Source organism: Hwanghaeella sp. LZ110 (assembly GCF_048892525.1).
GTDB lineage: Bacteria > Pseudomonadota > Alphaproteobacteria > UBA8366 > Aestuariispiraceae > Pacificispira.
The window spans coordinates 329,574-346,665 of record NZ_JBLZHT010000005.1 but is presented as its reverse complement, the minus strand read 5'-3'; the positions used below and the strand labels follow the sequence as shown (position 1 = coordinate 346,665).

15 protein-coding genes are annotated in these 17,092 nt (G+C 53.7%); 7 read left to right on the top strand and 8 right to left on the bottom strand.

Translation table 11 applies throughout. From position 1 onward, the window contains the following. Window positions 1–18: 18 nt before the first annotated feature. The 3 genes from ACOSDM_RS12825 (at window position 19) to ACOSDM_RS12815 (ending at window position 2,869) form a co-directional block, all read left to right on the top strand. Window positions 19–1,242 (top strand): PepSY-associated TM helix domain-containing protein, encoded by a 1,224-nt coding sequence (locus ACOSDM_RS12825; protein ID WP_420724931.1) that lies wholly within the window; start codon window positions 19–21, stop codon window positions 1,240–1,242. After that, window positions 1,239–1,457: a hypothetical protein gene (locus ACOSDM_RS12820; RefSeq protein WP_420724930.1), complete on the top strand. Its 219-nt coding sequence runs from the start codon at window positions 1,239–1,241 to the stop codon at window positions 1,455–1,457. The genes ACOSDM_RS12825 and ACOSDM_RS12820 overlap by 4 nt, the downstream gene beginning before the upstream one ends. A 239-nt stretch (window positions 1,458–1,696) precedes the next feature. Then, entirely contained in the window at window positions 1,697–2,869 is a 1,173-nt protein-coding gene (locus tag ACOSDM_RS12815; RefSeq protein ID WP_420724929.1) for an acyl-CoA dehydrogenase family protein, read from the top strand. Between the two features lie 44 nt (window positions 2,870–2,913). Here the strand turns inward: ACOSDM_RS12815 and ACOSDM_RS12810 are convergent, their stop codons facing one another. From ACOSDM_RS12810 to ACOSDM_RS12775, 8 genes are all read right to left on the bottom strand, one after another. Then, on the bottom strand, window positions 2,914–3,273 hold the full coding sequence (locus ACOSDM_RS12810; RefSeq protein ID WP_420724928.1) for a cupin domain-containing protein: 360 nt from the start codon (window positions 3,271–3,273) through the stop codon (window positions 2,914–2,916). Between the two features lie 85 nt (window positions 3,274–3,358). Further along, window positions 3,359–4,465 (bottom strand): mandelate racemase/muconate lactonizing enzyme family protein, encoded by a 1,107-nt coding sequence (locus ACOSDM_RS12805; protein ID WP_420724927.1) that lies wholly within the window; start codon window positions 4,463–4,465, stop codon window positions 3,359–3,361. Further along, window positions 4,462–6,099, bottom strand: coding sequence for a GMC family oxidoreductase (locus ACOSDM_RS12800; RefSeq protein WP_420724926.1), 1,638 nt, complete (start codon window positions 6,097–6,099; stop codon window positions 4,462–4,464). The genes ACOSDM_RS12805 and ACOSDM_RS12800 overlap by 4 nt, the downstream gene beginning before the upstream one ends. Next, the gene (locus tag ACOSDM_RS12795; RefSeq protein WP_420724925.1) at window positions 6,096–6,926 is read right to left on the bottom strand and encodes an ABC transporter permease; all 831 of its coding nucleotides are present in this window, start codon (window positions 6,924–6,926) and stop codon (window positions 6,096–6,098) included. Before ACOSDM_RS12795 ends, ACOSDM_RS12800 begins: the two co-directional genes overlap by 4 nt. Continuing rightward, window positions 6,923–7,840 carry an ABC transporter permease gene (locus ACOSDM_RS12790; RefSeq protein WP_420724924.1) on the bottom strand — a complete coding sequence of 306 codons (918 nt, stop codon included), beginning with the start codon at window positions 7,838–7,840 and terminating at the stop codon, window positions 6,923–6,925. Before ACOSDM_RS12790 ends, ACOSDM_RS12795 begins: the two co-directional genes overlap by 4 nt. Window positions 7,841–7,842: 2 nt before the next feature. Further along, window positions 7,843–8,928, bottom strand: a complete 1,086-nt coding sequence (locus ACOSDM_RS12785; protein ID WP_420724923.1) for an ABC transporter ATP-binding protein — start codon at window positions 8,926–8,928, stop codon at window positions 7,843–7,845. Window positions 8,929–9,048: 120 nt separating this feature from the next. Further along, window positions 9,049–10,107, bottom strand: a complete 1,059-nt coding sequence (locus tag ACOSDM_RS12780) for an ABC transporter substrate-binding protein (RefSeq protein ID WP_420724922.1) — start codon at window positions 10,105–10,107, stop codon at window positions 9,049–9,051. Between the two features lie 137 nt (window positions 10,108–10,244). Beyond that, entirely contained in the window at window positions 10,245–11,654 is a 1,410-nt protein-coding gene (locus ACOSDM_RS12775) for an NAD(P)/FAD-dependent oxidoreductase (protein ID WP_420724921.1), read from the bottom strand. Between the two features lie 206 nt (window positions 11,655–11,860). Between ACOSDM_RS12775 and ACOSDM_RS12770 the strand changes: the two genes are divergently transcribed. The 4 genes from ACOSDM_RS12770 to ACOSDM_RS12755 all read left to right on the top strand — a co-directional run bounded on the left by ACOSDM_RS12770 (window position 11,861) and on the right by ACOSDM_RS12755 (window position 17,082). Beyond that, complete coding sequence (locus ACOSDM_RS12770; RefSeq protein ID WP_420724920.1) at window positions 11,861–12,760, top strand: LysR family transcriptional regulator; 900 nt, start codon at window positions 11,861–11,863, stop codon at window positions 12,758–12,760. A 168-nt stretch (window positions 12,761–12,928) separates the two neighbouring features. Next, window positions 12,929–13,447: an RNA polymerase sigma factor gene (locus ACOSDM_RS12765; RefSeq protein WP_420724919.1), complete on the top strand. Its 519-nt coding sequence runs from the start codon at window positions 12,929–12,931 to the stop codon at window positions 13,445–13,447. Window positions 13,448–13,560: 113 nt separating this feature from the next. Continuing rightward, complete coding sequence (locus ACOSDM_RS12760; RefSeq protein WP_420724918.1) at window positions 13,561–14,550, top strand: FecR family protein; 990 nt, start codon at window positions 13,561–13,563, stop codon at window positions 14,548–14,550. Window positions 14,551–14,667: 117 nt separating this feature from the next. Then, entirely contained in the window at window positions 14,668–17,082 is a 2,415-nt protein-coding gene (locus ACOSDM_RS12755; RefSeq protein ID WP_420724917.1) for a TonB-dependent receptor domain-containing protein, read from the top strand. The last annotated feature ends 10 nt before the right edge of the window (window positions 17,083–17,092 follow it).

Sequence of the window (17,092 nt, the reverse complement as noted above, 5' to 3'; positions counted from 1 at the left end):
AAGCCGGAGCAGCCGCCAATGTCTAACCGTTCGCTTAAAGTCTGGATCTGGTTGCATAAATGGACCAGCCTTGTCTGCACAGTATTCATGTTGATGCTGTGCCTGACAGGCCTGCCGCTGATCTTTCATGACGAGATCGAAAGTCTTCTGGAAGAGGATCAGGCCCTGCCTGAAATGCCGGCCGGAACGCCTTTGAAGTCTTTGGACGAGGCTTTGCAGACAGCATTGGATACTTATCCGGGAGAGCGTGGCCTGTTCATGAGTTTTGATGTTGATCGACCGGTCGTGAATGTCACGACCGGTCCGGTGGCGCGATCGACGTTGGAACAGATGCACATCACCTCAATCGACTTGCGCACGGCAGAAATTGTTGGTGCGATTACCGATGACGGGATCATGCATTTCATCCTGGATCTGCATACTGATATGTTCCTTGGGCCCTGGGGGGAATATTTCCTGGGCCTGATGGGGTTCCTTATGATCCTGGCGATTGTTTCTGGCGTGGTTGTCTATACACCCTTCATGCGGCGGCTGGATTTTGGGACGCTGCGCGTTCGCGGTAGGCGGGATTCCGCAGCACTGGCTGGCGATGTAAAGACGATATCCCCGACAGGTGGCACATCAGTTAAGCGTGTGGCCCGAAAGACATGGTTGGACCTTCATAACCTCTTGGGCATCGTGACCATGATGTGGCTGACTGTTGTTACGGTGACTGGAATAATCCAGACGATATCAACGCCCCTGGTTGATCTGTGGCGTTGGCAACAGCTTTCAGAACTAACACAGATCTATGGCGGTAAAGAAACGCCAGACACTTTTTCTTCACTGCATGAGGTGGTTGAGACCGCAAAATCTGCAAGTCCCGGCATGCGCCCGCAATTCGTCGCTTTTCCAGGCGTCCGGTTCAGCAGTGACCACCATTACGCGGTCTGGCTGCGTGGCGCGACGCCAGCAACCAGCCAATTGCTGACACCGGCCCTGATAGATGCGGAAACGGGCGAATTGACCGCGATGCGCACAATGCCCTGGTATATGACGGCGCTTCGATTGTCCTCTCCGCTGCATTTCGGGGATTATGGTGGGATGCCGATGAAGGTCCTGTGGGCCATTCTGGATATCCTGGCTATCGTCATCCTGGTCAGCGGATTGTATCTGTGGTTGGGAAAAATGAAGACGGTGCGCCCCGAAACAGAGACCAAATCATCTGCTCATTCCGCCCAGTTTTCCGGAAGTCGGTCATGAAGCACCGTCGCATTACCGCCAAAACCAATTGGCAGATTTTCGCAATCCCGTTGCTCTTAGCGATTTTGACACTGGTTGGTCTCATCGCGGGATTGCTGGATGATGGGTTGTTTGACGTATTGTCCTGGGCGGGCCTTTTCTTTCCAGTTGCCGCCATTTTATGGGCTTTCAAATATCGTCGCATAACGAGCGAGAAAGACGGCAATTTAGGTTAAAATCGCGACGGTTTCTGAGCACCGGGGCAACGGGGCCATGCCGAAGGTCGGTCTGTTATCTGGCCGCTGCTTCATTCATTCTGTCCAATGTTACACGATACAAGTGCAACCAGAATTTTAAATGCACCATAAGGGTTTAGCTTTTTGTCCTATATGATGGTCTGCCTTGTTTCGGCTTTTCTTGAGCTTTCTGTAACCGCATGATGCGTGGGAGCCTTTCCAAGAGTTAAGAGGATTCCATGCAGTTTAAATCCCTCAATGAGAATGAAGAGATTGTTCAGATCCGAGAGAGCATCGGTAGGCTGTGCCAAGACTTTCCACCTGAATATTGGCGCGCGCTGGACAGGGAGTCGGCCTATCCCAGCGATTTTGTGAAGGCCTTGTCTGACGCAGGATATCTGTCGGTTTTGATTCCTGAAGAATATGGTGGTTCTGGCATGGCGCTGTCCGGGGCCGTTGCAATCCTCGAGGAGATTCAGAGGCAAGGGGGCAATGGCGCCGCCTGTCATGCTCAAATCTATATGATGGGGGCGGTCCTGCGGCATGGAAATGACGAGCAGAAGCAGCGCTATCTCCCTCAGATTGCGTCTGGAGAGTTGCGCCTTCAGGCATTCGGGGTCACGGAACCGACCAGTGGCACCGATACGCTATCCCTGCGCACCTTTGCGCGTCGTGAGGGGGATCATTACATCGTCAATGGTCAGAAGGTTTGGACCAGCCGCGCTGAACATTCAGATCTTATGCTGCTGTTGGTGCGGACAACCCCGAAAGAGGACGTCAAGAAACGCTCTGACGGATTGTCCGTCCTGATCGTCGATATGCGTGAGGCAAAGAAGGATGGCATGACAATTAAGCCGATCCGCACGATGATGAATCACTCAACGACAGAAGTCTTTTTTGAAAATGTTAAGGTCCCTGTCGAAAACCTGCTGGGCGAAGAGGGGAAGGGCTTTCGCTATATCCTGTCTGGCATGAATGCTGAACGCATCTTAATCGCGGCGGAATGCATTGGGGATGCGAAATGGTTCCTGGAAAAGGCTTCGGCCTATGCTTGCGAACGGGTCGTGTTCGGGCGCCCAATCGGCCAGAATCAGGGCATCCAGTTTCCTTTGGCGAAGGCCTATGCGCATATGCGAACTGCTGAATTGATGGTCCATCACGCCGCTGGTCTGTATGAGGCTGGCGCAGACTGTGGCGAGGAAGCGAATATCGCCAAGATGCTGGCCGCAGAGGCGTCCTGGATGGCAGCAGAAGCCTGTGTTCAGACACATGGCGGCTTTGGCTTTGCCGAGGAGTATGACATTGAGCGCAAGTTCCGGGAGACGCGCCTGTATCAGGTCGCGCCGATATCCTCGAATTTGATCCTAAGTTACCTGGCGGAGCATGTGCTTGGCATGCCACGTTCCTACTAGGTGGGATCGATTGAGCCCGGCGGTCTTTCAGGCTGAACCGAAACTTATGCCACCGCGTTGATCACATACAGTTTCCGGATATGGGTATGGATCGTCCATTCGCCGGTCCAGCCCAGCGGAAGGATCAGCAGGTCACCTGGGCCAAGGTCGCGCTGACCGCTGCCGTCACTATTCTTGACGGTCGCAGTCCCCGAAATGATGTGACAGTATTCTGCTGATTTCGTGCGATCCGCGGTAAAGACACCTGGCGTGCATTCCCATACGCCAATATGCGTCAACCCATCGGCGGAGGTCCAAAGCGGGGCGGAAGCTTCCTTTTGGCCAGGCGTTACAGTCGTCGGCTTAGGGGAGAATTCACCAACTGGCTGACCGGCCAAATCGGCAAATGTTTTCAAATCGATCATGATGGGTCCTTGAAGTATGCGAAGAAGGTGAGACGGACGTCCAACGCTATTTCTACAGTTTTTCGGTATTACAACAATGCTTAATCTAGGCCTCTAACTTGGTGACCTGATAGGTTGCGCGGGCCAGCCAGTCCGGGTTGATTTCAACACCCCAGCCCGGCGCGTCAGTAACCGTCGCCTTGCCATCGGTGATGGTATAGGGGGATTCCACGAACAGGTCATATTGCCAGGGATAGTAATCCGCTTCCTCAATGGAGAATTCCAGATATTTTCCGGCATTGGGAATGGCCCGTAACAAATGCATGGTAAACAAGGTCACCAGGGACAGATTGGCGCAATGGGGCGTGCAGGGCAGGCCAGCTTCCGCCCCCATGGCGGCAACTTTCAGAATGCGTTCCATCCCGCCCATATACATGACGTCTGGTTGGATGATGTCGACGGCGCGCATGGCGATCATGCGCTTCCAATGGTGCAGGTCCCAATCCTGTTCCCCACCGGTCACATCGATAGACAGGGCCTTTGTGACCTCGGCAGTCTGTTCCATTTCCCAATAAGGGCAGGGTTCTTCAAAATGGCTGACGCCATTGTCTTCCAGCATCGCGCCCAGCTCTATCGCGCGGGCGGGGGAATAGCAGGAATTGGCATCGACCAACAGGGTTGCGGACTCGCCCAAGGCTTTGCGGACCGTTGGCACAATTTCTTCGCTGCGTCCTGGCCATTCATCCTTGTCATGACCGCATTCTGACCCCACCCGGAATTTGAACGCATCAAAGCCATGGGCATCCTGAAGGCGCTTGAACCGTGCGGCCTCATCCTTGGGCGTGATATCGCGCTTCATAGAGGATGCATAGGCGCGGATTGTCCCGGCACTGCCGCCCAGCAATTCAGCGACCGGCTTACCCGCCTGCTTGCCGCGCCAATCCCAGATCGCCGTGTCCAAGCCACCAATTGCGCGATAAATATAGGAACCTGGAAATTTATGTTCCCGTTCTGGAATCTCTGACACCAGAACGCCCAGATCGCCGGTGTCGCGCCCTATGGCCCACCGTGCAACCTGTCGGTGGAAGACCTGGGCTGTGATATCGGCATTATAAGTCGATACCTGTCCCCATCCGGTCGATCCGTCTTCTGTGGTCAGCCGCGTGAAGGCGACGGCTGGAATGCTGAAGGTTTCCAGTTTGGTGATTTTCATGATCGGACATCCTCTAAGATCATCGCAGCCCCCTTAGCCCCAATCATCATGGCCGATGCATTGGTGTTGCCAGAGACAATATTGGGAAAAATTGATGTATCAACAACGTGAAGGCCTGACAGGCCATGGACGCGTAATCTTGAATCAACGACGGCATTGGCAGCATCCGGGCCCATGCGACAGGTGCCGCTGGGATGATAGACGGTTCCACTGCGTCGTCTGATATCTGCAATCATGTCCTCATCGCTCTGACAGTCTGGGCCCGGCAAAAGCTCTTCCTCAATCAAGGACGCCATGGCGGGCTGGGCTGCAATTTCCCTGACAAGTTTGACGGCCTTCAGCATCTCCTGCACGTCGCGCTCATCATCATAGGGATTTGCGACTATGCGCGGTGGGACTGTCGGATCGGCGGATGTAATCTCAAGATATCCCCGACTATAGGGATGGCAATTCGACAGGCCGATGGAAAAGCCGGGATAGGGATCGGGCGTCAGCAGGGGGCGCTCTCCCTGTTTTGGCTTCAGGGTTGAAAGTGCTTGCAGGTACAGCTGCATGTTCGGTCGCGGTTTGGCTGGATCGGTTTTAAAAAACCCGCCTGCCTGATTAATGCTTCGGCTCAAGGGGCCGGTGCGTGTCAGTATATATTGTAGACCAACCCACAGTTTGCCCCACCAGGGTCGCAGAATAGTATTCAATGTGGGGATGTTTGCGCGGTAGGTATAGTTTATGCCGACATGGTCCATCAGGTTGGCGCCGACATGGGGCTGGTCCAACACCGGTGTAATGCCCTGTTTACGCAGCAGTTCTGCCGGTCCGACCCCAGATAACTGTAGCAATTGCGGGGAATTGATCGCGCCTGCCGATAGGATGACGGATCGCCCGGCCCGCAGTGTACAATCCGTACCGTTCTTGCGATAGGTCACGCCGACCGCATGGGTGCCGTCAAAATCAATGCGTGTCGTCAAGGCCCCGGTGATCACGGTTAAATTCTTGCGGCCCATAGCGGGTCGCAGAAACGCTTTCGCAGCGGAATGCCGGCGACCGTTCTTTGTCGTTACCTGGTAAAAACCCACCCCCTCCTGGTTGGCGGCGTTAAAATCCGGATTGAATGGTAATCCGACGCCATCCGCCGCCTGGAAATAAGCAGCACATAGAGGGTGTGCTTTATGATCCGCCCGGGAAACAGATAGTGGCCCCGCCGCACCGCGATAGGCATCGCCGCCAGCCTCGAAGGTTTCCAGTCCTTTAAAGAAGGGCAAGACCGACTGCCAATCCCAACCGGGATTTCCAGCGGATGCCCAATCATCATAGTCTTCCTTTTGCCCACGGATGAAGACCATTGCATTGATGGAACTGGACCCGCCCAACAGCTTGCCACGGGGCCAGTAATCCGAACGTCCGGCAAATCCGTCGCTCGGCTCTGTCCTGTAACACCAGTTGACGGTCTGGTCATAGAACAACTTGCCATATCCCAAAGGAACGGCGACCCAGAATCTGCGATCCGTTCCGCCCGCCTCCAGAATACAGACTGAATATTTCCCATTCTCCGACAGGCGATTGGCCAGCACGCATCCTGCTGAACCCGCCCCTACTATGATAAAGTCATAGTCTGCTGCACTTGTTTCTGGGATCACTTTGAACTCTTTGTATCGGTTTTGCCAAACAGCAGCGCAATGGTCATCAGCAGGGATGTTACGACGATCATTATCGTGGAAATCGAGGCAATGGTCGGATCGATCTGATCGCGCAAGGCGTTGAACATGTTTCGAGTCAGCGTCGGATTGTCCCCGCCAGAGATGAACATCGCGATCACCACTTCATCGAAAGATGTCAGAAATGACAGCAATGCCGACGTGATCACGGCGAACCGGATTTGTGGCAGCGTGATGGTCAGGAAGGCCCACCAGCGGGCAGCCCCCAAACTGCGCGCCGCCATTTCCAAATTCATGTCGTAACTTTTCAGGGCAGACGCTGTGACGATCAGCACCAGCGGCAATGCCAATAAGGAATGCGCCAATACCAGCCCCGTCAGCGTGTACAGGATTTGCAGTTTCACATAGATGTAGAAGGTGCCAATCGCGATCAGGATCAGAGGCACCATCATCGGTGTGATCAGCAGGATGAACACGATCTTGCTGACCTTTTTGCTGGAATTGTGCAGACCATAGGCGGCCAGCACCCCAATGGGGGTTGCCACCAGCATTGTCAGAAAGGCGGTCAGAAAGGACGTTACTGTCGCAGACATCCATTCTGGAGACCCAAAGTAGTTTTCATACCATCGGCTGGAAAGAACCCTGGGCGGGAATTCCAGATACTGAGAATCTGAAAATGACATTGGGATAACAATCAGCGTCGGCGCCACCAGAAGAATCATGATGATGGTGGAGAAGACATAGAGCCACAGGCGCTGTCTTACCGTAATTTGAGTGTCTGAGACCGAACGGTTTAACCAGTTTCTCATCCGACGCCACTCCCCGCCATTCTGTCAAATCCCAGGAAGCGACCGGCAAACCACAGGATCAACATTGTCAGCAGCAGCAAGATGACGCCCAGCGCACTTGCCGCCCCCCAATTCACAAAAAGCTCAATATTGGATGCGATTTTCATGGAGACCATGATGACTTTCCCGCCACCTAATACCGCTGGTGTCACAAAGAAACCAAGGCACAGGACAAAAACGATCAGCGCGCCTGCAAAAAGCCCGGGTGTCGATAAGGGGAAGAACACGGTCCAGAAAATTCGAACAGGGGATGCCCCCAGATTGGACGCGGCATTCAAATAGCTGCGATCAATTGCTTTCATGGAATTGTACAGGGGCAGGACCAGAAACGGCAGCATGATATGGACCATGCCAATCAGCGTTCCCGTCATGTTATGCACCAGTTTGATCGGCTCTTCCCACAACCCCAACTGGATCGCCCAATCATTGACCAGTCCCTTGCGCTGTAACAGGACCAGCCAGGCATAGGTGCGCACCAGCAGGGATGTCCAGAATGGCAGTAAAACCGTGATCAGACACAGGGATGCAAGGCGGCTTGGCAGTTGCGATAGAAAATATGAAAACGGATATCCGATCAGGATACACAATCCTGTGCTGAGCAGGCTGACCTGGAATGTGGTGATGAAGATGCGATAATAGGATTTGCTCTCTATCATGCGCGAATAATTCTCAAGCGAGAATTCACCACTTGCACCAATGAAAGAGACGGAGAACAGCCATCCGACCGGCAGGACCAAAATAATCAGAACCAACAGCAGGGCGGGGGAGCATAATCCAAATTGGGTGAATTGCTCCCACCATGCATTCCGTTTCAGAACGCCTGCGTTCAGGTCCTGACCTTGTGGGGATGTGTCTGAAATGCTGCTGGCTGTCATCGTTACGCCTCCGCCGCAGAAATCAGGATAGTATCTTCACGCTCCAGATATAACTTTATGGGCGCGCCGACTTTCGGTAAGGCAGATAGGGTGGATGATCGAATGACACCCCGTAAACTGACGGATTGTCCATCGGGCAGGGTTGCGTATAGGGCGAAACTGTCGCCCTGATAGACAACATCACTGACAATGCCTTCAAAACTGTTGCTGCCATCCGACATGGTTCCGGTTTGAATTTTCAGGCGTTCCGGGCGGATCATCAGCAGCAGGTCGCCGTCCGGCAGGGCGTGATCAATCTTAAGAACCGTACCTCCGTAAGAGGCCGTATTGTCCGACCGCGTGACCGGCAGAAAGGCAGAATCCCCAATGAAATCTGCGACGAAGCGATTGGCGGGCTGGTCATAGATCCGGGCCGGGGTGTCGACCTGCATCAGCTTGCCATGGTTCACAACCGCAATACGGTCGGACATGGTCAGCGCTTCCCGTTGATCATGGGTAACATACACTGTCGTCATGCCCAATTTTTCATGCAGGCGGCGCAGTTCAATTTGCATATGATCGCGCAGCTTCTTGTCCAGTGCGGACAGCGGTTCATCCATCAACAGAATTTGGGGTTCAAAAACGATGGCCCGGGCAAGCGCGACACGCTGCTTTTGTCCGCCCGACAGCTGTTCGACACGGCGTTCGCCGTAACCACCCAACTGAACCGTTTCCAACGCCCATTCACAGCGCTTCTCAATCTCGTCCTTTGATATACCGCGCACACGCAGCGGATACCCGATATTGCCTGCAACCGTCATATGCGGAAACAGGGCATAGCTTTGGAAAACCATTCCGACATCGCGCAGATGCGGGGGCATGTGGATGACTTCCTTATCCCCAAACAAAACGCTGCCGCAATCGGGTCTGGTGAAGCCGGCCAGGACCATCAACAATGTTGTCTTACCGGATCCAGATGGTCCCAACAGGGTCAGGAACTCGCCCTCTTTAATATCCAGATCAACCGCATCCAGGGCCTTTGTGCGACCATAGGCTTTGGTCACGCCGCGGATCGTGATGGGCAGAGCTTCTCTGTCTTGATTGGTCACACGCAAACTCCCTTTAGGCGAAATGGTCTCTTAAACGCGCAGTCTTTAAGCGGTGCGTTTATGCAGAAAAAGGGGGTGCGGATGTCCAACCAGACAGCCGCACCCTAATCCATGCTTACCTTATTCTGTCAGCATTTCTTGATATTTTTCAGCCGCAATGGTTTCCCATTTTTCGTACCATTCCAGGCTGATTGGCAGCTGTTTGGCCGCATTGTCTGGATGCGACGGCAGTGCCATAGCAACATCCGCATCGATTGTACCCAGATCATAGGCGGCCTTGTTGGTTGGGCCGTAGGTGATGTATTTGGGCAGATTGGCCTGATATTCCGGTTTGGAGATTTCAGCCAGGAACTTCATCGCCAGATCTTTGTTTGGCGCACCTTTGGGGATGGCGAAACAATCGTAATCCAGCAATGCCTGATTAAAGGTATAGGATACTTTGGCACCATCCGCTTTCGCGACATCAAAGCGACCATTCCAACCGGTGGTCATGTCGACTTCACCGTCTTTCATCAACTGTGCCTGTTGCGCACCAGAGGACCAGAAGACCGCGATGTGATCCTTGATGGTGCGGATCTTGTTAATGGCGCGTTCGATCCCTTCTTCTGAATCCAGGACCTTATAGACATCTTCCATAGGCACCCCATCGGCCATCAAGGCGGGCTCAAGAGCACCGGCAACCTTGCCACGATAGGCGCGTTTGCCAGGGAATTTTTCAGTGTCAAAAAAGTCGGCCCAGCTCTTGGGACCATCTTCGCCATAAGTTTCCGTGTTCCAGGCGGCTACCACGGAGAAGACATCACCGCCGACGCAATATTTGTCATAAGTTCCCGGATAGAAGGAGGAAACGTCGATCACGGAGTAATCCAGTGGCTCTAACAGGCCTTCCACGCCAGCGCGCGCAGCACTGCCGGACCCGCTGACAACGATATCCAGCGTAACTGCGCCGGTTCCGACTTGCAGGCGCACATCGGACATACCGCCGTAGGTTTCTTCCTTGACCGTAACGCCCATCGCTTCACTTGCCGGAACAAACAGCGCCTTGCTCTGGGATTCCTGATATGACCCACCCCATGACGCGATCGTCACTGTGTCCTCAGCATAAACGCTGCCGGTGATTGCCGAACTGGCCAGCAGAGCCGCTGCCGCACTGGCCAAAATAATCTTGTGTTTCATCATACTACTCCTCTGTGTTAGATCGGCGGTACGACAGCCGTCCCCCGATTTCTTATTCGCCGCCGCTTGTTCAGATCCCGAAAGATTGGTGCGTCGACTTCCTTAAATCCCAATCCCGCATTTTGCAGACTGGGAGACTTTTACCGACCCAAAGGGGCCGCGTGACGTTTGGCCTTTTCACTGGCGCGTGTATCGCACCAACGATACCAGGCGACTGTCGCTGGCAGAAACCAAGGCGTTCCATAGTAAAGGGGGCGTGTCGGGAATGGCAGATCATCAAACGCAGTTTTGCCAGACTCTAGACCCAGAATCCGCTTGCCGGTCCGCATGCCCAGATAGCTGGCCATGGAAACACCGGACCCGCAGTAACTGGCCGCGTAATACATCCCGTCATGCCGCCCGCAATGGGCCAATGTATCAAAACTATACGCAACTGTTCCCGCCCAGCTGTGCGAAATCCTGTAATTCCGCAGTTCCGGGAATATGCGGGTCATATCCTTGTACAAAGCCGGTGCGCTGAGTTTTGGATCGGTTTCCCGCGCACTGACGCGACCGCCAAAGACAATTCTGCGACGGTCTGGCGACGCGCGATAATAATAGACAACGCGGCACGTGTCGCTGGCAATCCTGTTTTTAGGGAATAATTCATTGACCAGCGATTCTGGAAGGACGTCTGTCGCGATGATATAGCTGCCAATCGGTATAATACGACGCCGCAGCCAGGGTAGAACTTTTCCAGAATAGCCATTGGTTGCGACGACAACATCGCGGGCCATCAGGGTGCCGCGGTTTGTTGTTAAAACAAAACCATCTTTGGATTTTTCAATTTGCAATACGGGCGTATGGGCAAGCACTTGCGCCCCGGCATCCAGCACCCGCTTCAGCAGTTCTGAATGATACTTTGCAGGGTGCAAAGAGGCATGGTTTGGATACAAAGCACCACCGAAATAGGCGTCCGATCCAAGCTCTTTGCGCTGTTCGCTGCGCGGTATCATTTCGACTTCAGCCATATCGGCAGTCTTTTGCTTCGCGTCCTGGGCCAGCATTTCGTAATGCGCAGGCGTGTGGGCGGCATGGAAACGGCCGACATGATTGAAATCGCATTCAATGGCTTCGTTGCGGATGAAGTCGCCGATCCATTCCAGGGCAGATTGACCCTCACGGTGAATGGCAATCGCGCGCTCCACACCAAATTTTTTTGCCAGTTTTTCGATGCTGGGCTTTATGCTTGTGCTGATCTGCCCACCATTGCGCGAACTGCACCCCCATCCGGCCTGCTCTGCATCCAGGACCAGTGTGCTGCGGCCCCCGCGGACCGTTTCCAGCGCTGCATTCAACCCGGTATAGCCTGACCCGATAACGGCGACATCGACGCGATTGGGCAGAATGCTGTGCACATCCCCATTGTCGTTGCGGGGCGACAAGTCCAGCGGTTGCGCATCATCCCACCAAACCGGTGTTTCCTTAAAGTTATTTGTAAACAGCCCATCCGATTGTGATCGCGCTGAAAAATTATTCGCAGCACCCGTAGCAATAGTTTCCGTAATCAAAATACCCCATTCCCCCTTGAATGCGCATCAACTGCGCTGCACGAACCACTGTGAATTCCCTTCGGATCCTGATGGTGTCGCTCACTATCAATGGCCTTTTCCCATATCGTCAATTTAATTATTGTGTCGTATAATTTCGATTAATTTAACAAGCGTCTGGGTGTAACGGCCCCAAACAGGCGGCAACGGCGCCGGTCAGGATGGAAATGCATATCTCTTTAAGGTCTTTAGAAGTCTTCCATGCGGTTATGGAGATGGGGTCTGTTTCCAGGGCGGCGGAAATGCTGAACCTTACCCGCCCGGCGGTCAGTATTGCATTGTCCAAGTTTGAACAGGATTTAGGTTTTCAACTGTTTCATCGCTCCAAAGGATATTTTGAACCAACCGATGAAGCACAATTGCTGCACCATGAGACGGAGCAGGGATTGCTGTCGATTGAGCGAATCAAGACCCGTGCGGCCCAAATCAGGGGCGGAGGGGTTGGTGTTATCAATATTTCCAGCAACGGGGCATGCGCCATCAATCTTCTGCCCTGGGTTATTGCGGACTTCCAAAAGGTTCATACCCGTGTCCGGGTTGACTTGCTGGTTCGCAGTTCCCGCAAGATCGCGTCCTGGGTTGCCGGGCGACAGTCGGATATCGGTCTGATCGATGCACCTGTTCCAATTCCCGGTCTGACAACAGAAATTATTCGCTCACGGTGTGTCGCCGTGCTTCCCCAGGGGCATCCACTGGCCCGGGAATCAGTGCTATACCCACATCATCTGCGGGATCAGTCCATCATTGCAATTACCGGCGACCACAGCATAGATCGCCAGGTGGATGGGATCTGTGCGGCCGAACATGTGACCATTTACCGGCGCGTATCTGCATCCTATTTTGCAATCGCGCGCAATATGGTGCGCGCGGGTGCAGGGCTGGCGATTATCGATGCGGTCAATGGGATGGCGGATTTAGGGGACGGAATCGTCTGGCGTCCATTTCAGCCGGCAATCTATTTCGAATTGGCGATCCTGACCAATCCTGAACAGGAACTGCCGCAACCCGCCCAAGCCTTCTTGTCAGACCTGCGGCGCGCTTTACCAAATACACAACCGGATGCGTAAGGTTATGTAATTTCATACCTGGAGAATTCCCCTGTGCTTGATGATTACCTGGGGTGCGGGTCATCACCGCCCGGTCAGTACCCTTGCCATCAGTTAGGGTAGCGCGTCATTGCAATTAAGAACTATTCGCGATATCAAGTAATAATCATTCACTTATTTTTGGCCCTCATGCATTCGCACAACGAGCTTTTGTCAATCTATGACCGGAACAGAGATGAGCTTGTGCGCTTTTCCATGTCTATTGTTGGCGATATGGCTGCGGCGGAAGATGTCCTGCAAGAGGCTTGGATGAGGTTCGTTCGGGCGGCCCGAAAGCAACATATTGAAGAGCCTCTGGCCTATTTGCGGACCATCGTCCGCACCCTGTCGCTGGACGCAAGACGGAAAATTGCCCGCGATACACTGCGCGTGGTCCAGGATTCCACAGCCCTGGCGGAAGTGGTCGATCCATTGCGCCCGGGTCCAGAGCAGATTGCAATTGACCGGAATGAGATTGCGTTGTTGCGCCAGGCCATTGCGGAATTGCCAGATCGCACGCAACGTGCCCTGAAGCTTTACTGGCAAGAGGAAAGGACGCTTCGTGACGTCGCAGCTGCGCTGGATGTCTCTCTTGGACAGGCTCATGCCCTGGTCAAGCATGGTGTTGAGCATTGTCGGCAGCGATTGAATCGACCAAAGATGCACTGAAACAAATATGCAGGCGGGCGTTGTTTAGATTTGGATTTGAACATTCGGGCGGGTTTGTACGTCTACCTAACAGCCCTTCCGTTCTGGCTGGGTAAAGATAATATTTGAGAACAATGATCGATATTTCCAAAGATATTGGCGACCCTGAATCAGCATCTGATTGGCTGATAGCCCTGCGTGAGCAGCCGGACGATCCAGCGCTTGAGCAGAGGTTTCAGGCATGGCTGAGCGCTGATCCAGGCAATCGCGTGGAATGGGATCAGACAAAACGCACCGCAATGATGCTGTCAGCGATTTACGACCAGGAAGCGGAAGATATGGACGATCCCGCGCAGAAGTCTGGCGACCCATCAAATGCCCCGCGACGGTCCGCCGGCTCCCGACACCGGAGCAGGGCTGTTGGCTTTGGCCTGGGCTTCGCCTTTGCTCTTTTACTGGCTATTGTAGCTGTTGATCCATTCTCATCGTCAGGCGATTACGAAACCCATACGGCGGAATCGCGGGAGGTCCTGCTTCAGGATTGGTCAGAAATTGTTCTGGCACCAAATTCATCGATGTCAGTGTCCTTCACATCTGACGCGCGCACTGTTTCGCTGTATCAGGGGCGTGCTTATTTCAGCGTCACGTCGGACCAATCGCGCCCCTTTGTCGTGAAGGCCGGTGCGATGGAAGTAACAGTGCATGGAACTGCCTTTGAGGTCGATCTGGATGAGGGTGGATATGCGGTGTCGGTTGCCGATGGGCTGGTATCCGTCGCTGCGCCAGGCCTTCGAGATTCTCCAAATCCTCTCCGGCCAGGGGAACAACTGGTGCTTCAGGCGTCGGGTGCTTGGCAACACAGTACTCTATCCCCTGAGAGAATTGCGTCCTGGCGCCGGAACCAGTTGATTGCAGAAAATGATCGACTGGATTGGGTACTCGATGAACTGTCGCACTATTTCAAGGGATATATTCTGGTTGCCGATGATACGCTGGCAGATCAAATGGTGACGGGCGTCTTTGACTTGCAGCATCCAGAAAGGGCTTTGAATGTCATGGCGCGCTCGCATGGCTTTCACGTACGGAAACTCTCCCCCTGGATTTTGGTCGTCAGTCGCGACTGATCAAAAAACTTTCAAATTTTTCTGAACATCACCGCCCCCTCAGCGTCAACGAAGCAGTAGTAATTGAGATTGATTCTCATAATCAATCCATTGTCTGTTTCCAGGAGGGGTTTTCTCATGACGATTTTCACCACCGCCATTCGGTTGGCCGGTCAGTTCTGCGCAGTCCCAATCAGGGTGTCTGTCCTAACCGCAGCACTTCTATGCACGACGGGTATCGCCAACCTGCAACAGGCAAGTGCTCAGACAGAAGTGCAGGCGCGCAAAAATTTCACCATCGCGGCCCAGCCCCTTGCTGACGCGATCACGGCTTTTGGGATGCAGGCCAATATTCAGATTTCGGTCAGCCCATCCCTGGTGGAAGGCGCGCAAACGGAGGGTGTGAATGGTACAATGTCAATCGAAGAGGGGCTTACCGCACTGCTCAGTGGTACTGATTTCGTTTGGCGCAGCGATGAAAATGGTATCGCTATCGTGCAAAATCTTGCAACGGGTCCCCTGATCCTGTCGCCCCTGACGATTCAGGGCGAAAAGTTCAACCGCAGTTACTTGGACACCACGACCAGCGTGGGGGTCGCCACGGCAGACGATATCGACAAATACAAGCTGGATGAATTGTCGGATATCTTTAACACAATGGCCAATGTTCGGCATTTTCCCAGCAGCCAGGGCAACAAGGGAATGCAGATTCGCGGTGTCAGTGCCGATGGGGTTTCTGAGCCGGAGAATTCTGCACCGACTATCTCTGTCATCATAGACGGTGTTGCTCAGTCATCGGAAGCCTTGCGGCGCGGATCTCGCGGCACCTGGGACATGGAACAGGTCGAAGTACTGCGGGGGCCGCAATCAACGGTTCACGGTCCAAATGCGATGGCTGGTGCCATCGTCATGGAAAGCAGCGATCCCACCTATGACTGGGAGGCTGCGGCCAAAGGCGTCTATGGAACCAACGAACGCCGGGATGGTGCCTTGATGGTCAACGCCCCGCTTGTTGAAGATCAGCTTGCTATTCGTTTGGCGGCGGAAAGCAGAAGTCAGTTCAAGGATATTGAACCGGCCAATGAAGACGATCGCGTTCTGAACGATGATGACTATCGATCCTTGCGCGGCAAGGTGCTGATTGAACCGCGCCGGTTGGATGGCCTTAGCGTGACGCTGATGGCCAATGATGTTTATGACAAACCGTCATCGTCGACGGTGAATGGCAGCGATCTGTTCGAGCGGAAGTACGATTCGGGGGCGTCTGGTTTTTCCACCGCCGAAACCCGCGAGATGAATGCCAATAACTACAGCGCCGAAATGGTTTACGATTTTGACAACAGCCTGTCATTGACGTCTGTGACAACTTTTCACGATGCTGCCCTGTCGATCAATACCGCACCAGGTAACACCGCCTATGTCCGATCCGATACGCGCGATGACGAGAACATCACACAGGATCTGCGACTGACACTTGACGGCGCGAATGCCCTGACAGGGACAGTTGGGATGTATCTCGCCCGGCAGGACAAAGAATCCATCAGCAGCATATTCGTCGGTCTCGGGGCCGGTCTCGGGGTGACAGTTGATGTTAAGTCTGAGGCCCGGAATACGATTGATACAAGGGCAATATACAGTGACCTGCGCTACGATCTGGGAAGCGGCTTTTCACTGCTGGGGGGCGGTCGCATTCAGCAGGATACAGTCGCCAATTTTATTGACAGGGACGTAACCTCTCTTGCAGCAAATACGGCCGGTCAGGACATAACCTTTGCAAAGGATATGGACGCTGAAAGAACCGATGTCGCCATACTGCCAAAGCTGGGGGTAACTTATGATGTGACCAACAGTCAGGTTGCCGGCCTGACCGTCTCTCGGGGGTATCGACAGGGGTTTAGCCAGGTTGCCGACGAAACCAATTCCACCATCCGGGAGGTTGAGCCGGAATATGTCTGGACCACTGAACTATCGTGGCGTGACGAGAGTGCAAAGTCACTGAGCTGGGGCGCGAACCTGTTCTATAACTCCTATGAGAATCAGCAGGTCACGATCTCCAACAACAATGTCCTATCGTCGTTTAATGCCAAGGGATCGTATTCCTACGGCGCAGAAATTGAGGGCCGCGCAACGGTTTGGGATGGTTTCAGCGCCTTTGGGGCCCTTGGATTGTTGAAGACGCAGTTGGGGGAAATCAATGCGTCATCCTGCGCGAGTAACAGTTGTGAAGGAAATGATTTTCCTGAAGCTCCTGCGGTTACGGCATCGCTTGGGGGAGCCTGGGAAAGCAAATCGGGACTGTTCGCTGCTGCGGATGTGAATTATGCGGGGGAGTACTATTCAAACTCAGCCCTGACCAATAACGATACACAGCGGCTGAATGACTTCTTCCTGACAAACGTTCGGGCGGGGTATCAGTTTGAGGGGGTTCGGCTGATCGCCTATGTCGATAATCTGTTCGACAAGGAATATCTGACAAGCAGCACAAACAACCGAACCCAGGCAACCATTGGCGATGGACGGACGGTTGGCCTGCAATTGAATGCCAAATTCTGAAAATACTGTT

What these genes read in the sequence shown, in the direction of transcription:
- ACOSDM_RS12770 (WP_420724920.1), top strand. Translation starts at nt 11,861, where the DNA reads ATGCATATCTCTTTAAGGTCTTTAGAAGTCTTCCATGCGGTTATGGAG.
- ACOSDM_RS12815 (WP_420724929.1), top strand. Translation starts at nt 1,697, where the DNA reads ATGCAGTTTAAATCCCTCAATGAGAATGAAGAGATTGTTCAGATCCGA.
- ACOSDM_RS12795 (WP_420724925.1), bottom strand. Translation starts at nt 6,926, where the DNA reads ATGAGAAACTGGTTAAACCGTTCGGTCTCAGACACTCAAATTACGGTA.
- ACOSDM_RS12810 (WP_420724928.1), bottom strand. Translation starts at nt 3,273, where the DNA reads ATGATCGATTTGAAAACATTTGCCGATTTGGCCGGTCAGCCAGTTGGT.
- ACOSDM_RS12805 (WP_420724927.1), bottom strand. Translation starts at nt 4,465, where the DNA reads ATGAAAATCACCAAACTGGAAACCTTCAGCATTCCAGCCGTCGCCTTC.
- ACOSDM_RS12820 (WP_420724930.1), top strand. Translation starts at nt 1,239, where the DNA reads ATGAAGCACCGTCGCATTACCGCCAAAACCAATTGGCAGATTTTCGCA.
- ACOSDM_RS12790 (WP_420724924.1), bottom strand. Translation starts at nt 7,840, where the DNA reads ATGACAGCCAGCAGCATTTCAGACACATCCCCACAAGGTCAGGACCTG.
- ACOSDM_RS12765 (WP_420724919.1), top strand. Translation starts at nt 12,929, where the DNA reads ATGCATTCGCACAACGAGCTTTTGTCAATCTATGACCGGAACAGAGAT.
- ACOSDM_RS12825 (WP_420724931.1), top strand. Translation starts at nt 19, where the DNA reads ATGTCTAACCGTTCGCTTAAAGTCTGGATCTGGTTGCATAAATGGACC.
- ACOSDM_RS12780 (WP_420724922.1), bottom strand. Translation starts at nt 10,107, where the DNA reads ATGATGAAACACAAGATTATTTTGGCCAGTGCGGCAGCGGCTCTGCTG.
- ACOSDM_RS12755 (WP_420724917.1), top strand. Translation starts at nt 14,668, where the DNA reads ATGACGATTTTCACCACCGCCATTCGGTTGGCCGGTCAGTTCTGCGCA.
- ACOSDM_RS12760 (WP_420724918.1), top strand. Translation starts at nt 13,561, where the DNA reads ATGATCGATATTTCCAAAGATATTGGCGACCCTGAATCAGCATCTGAT.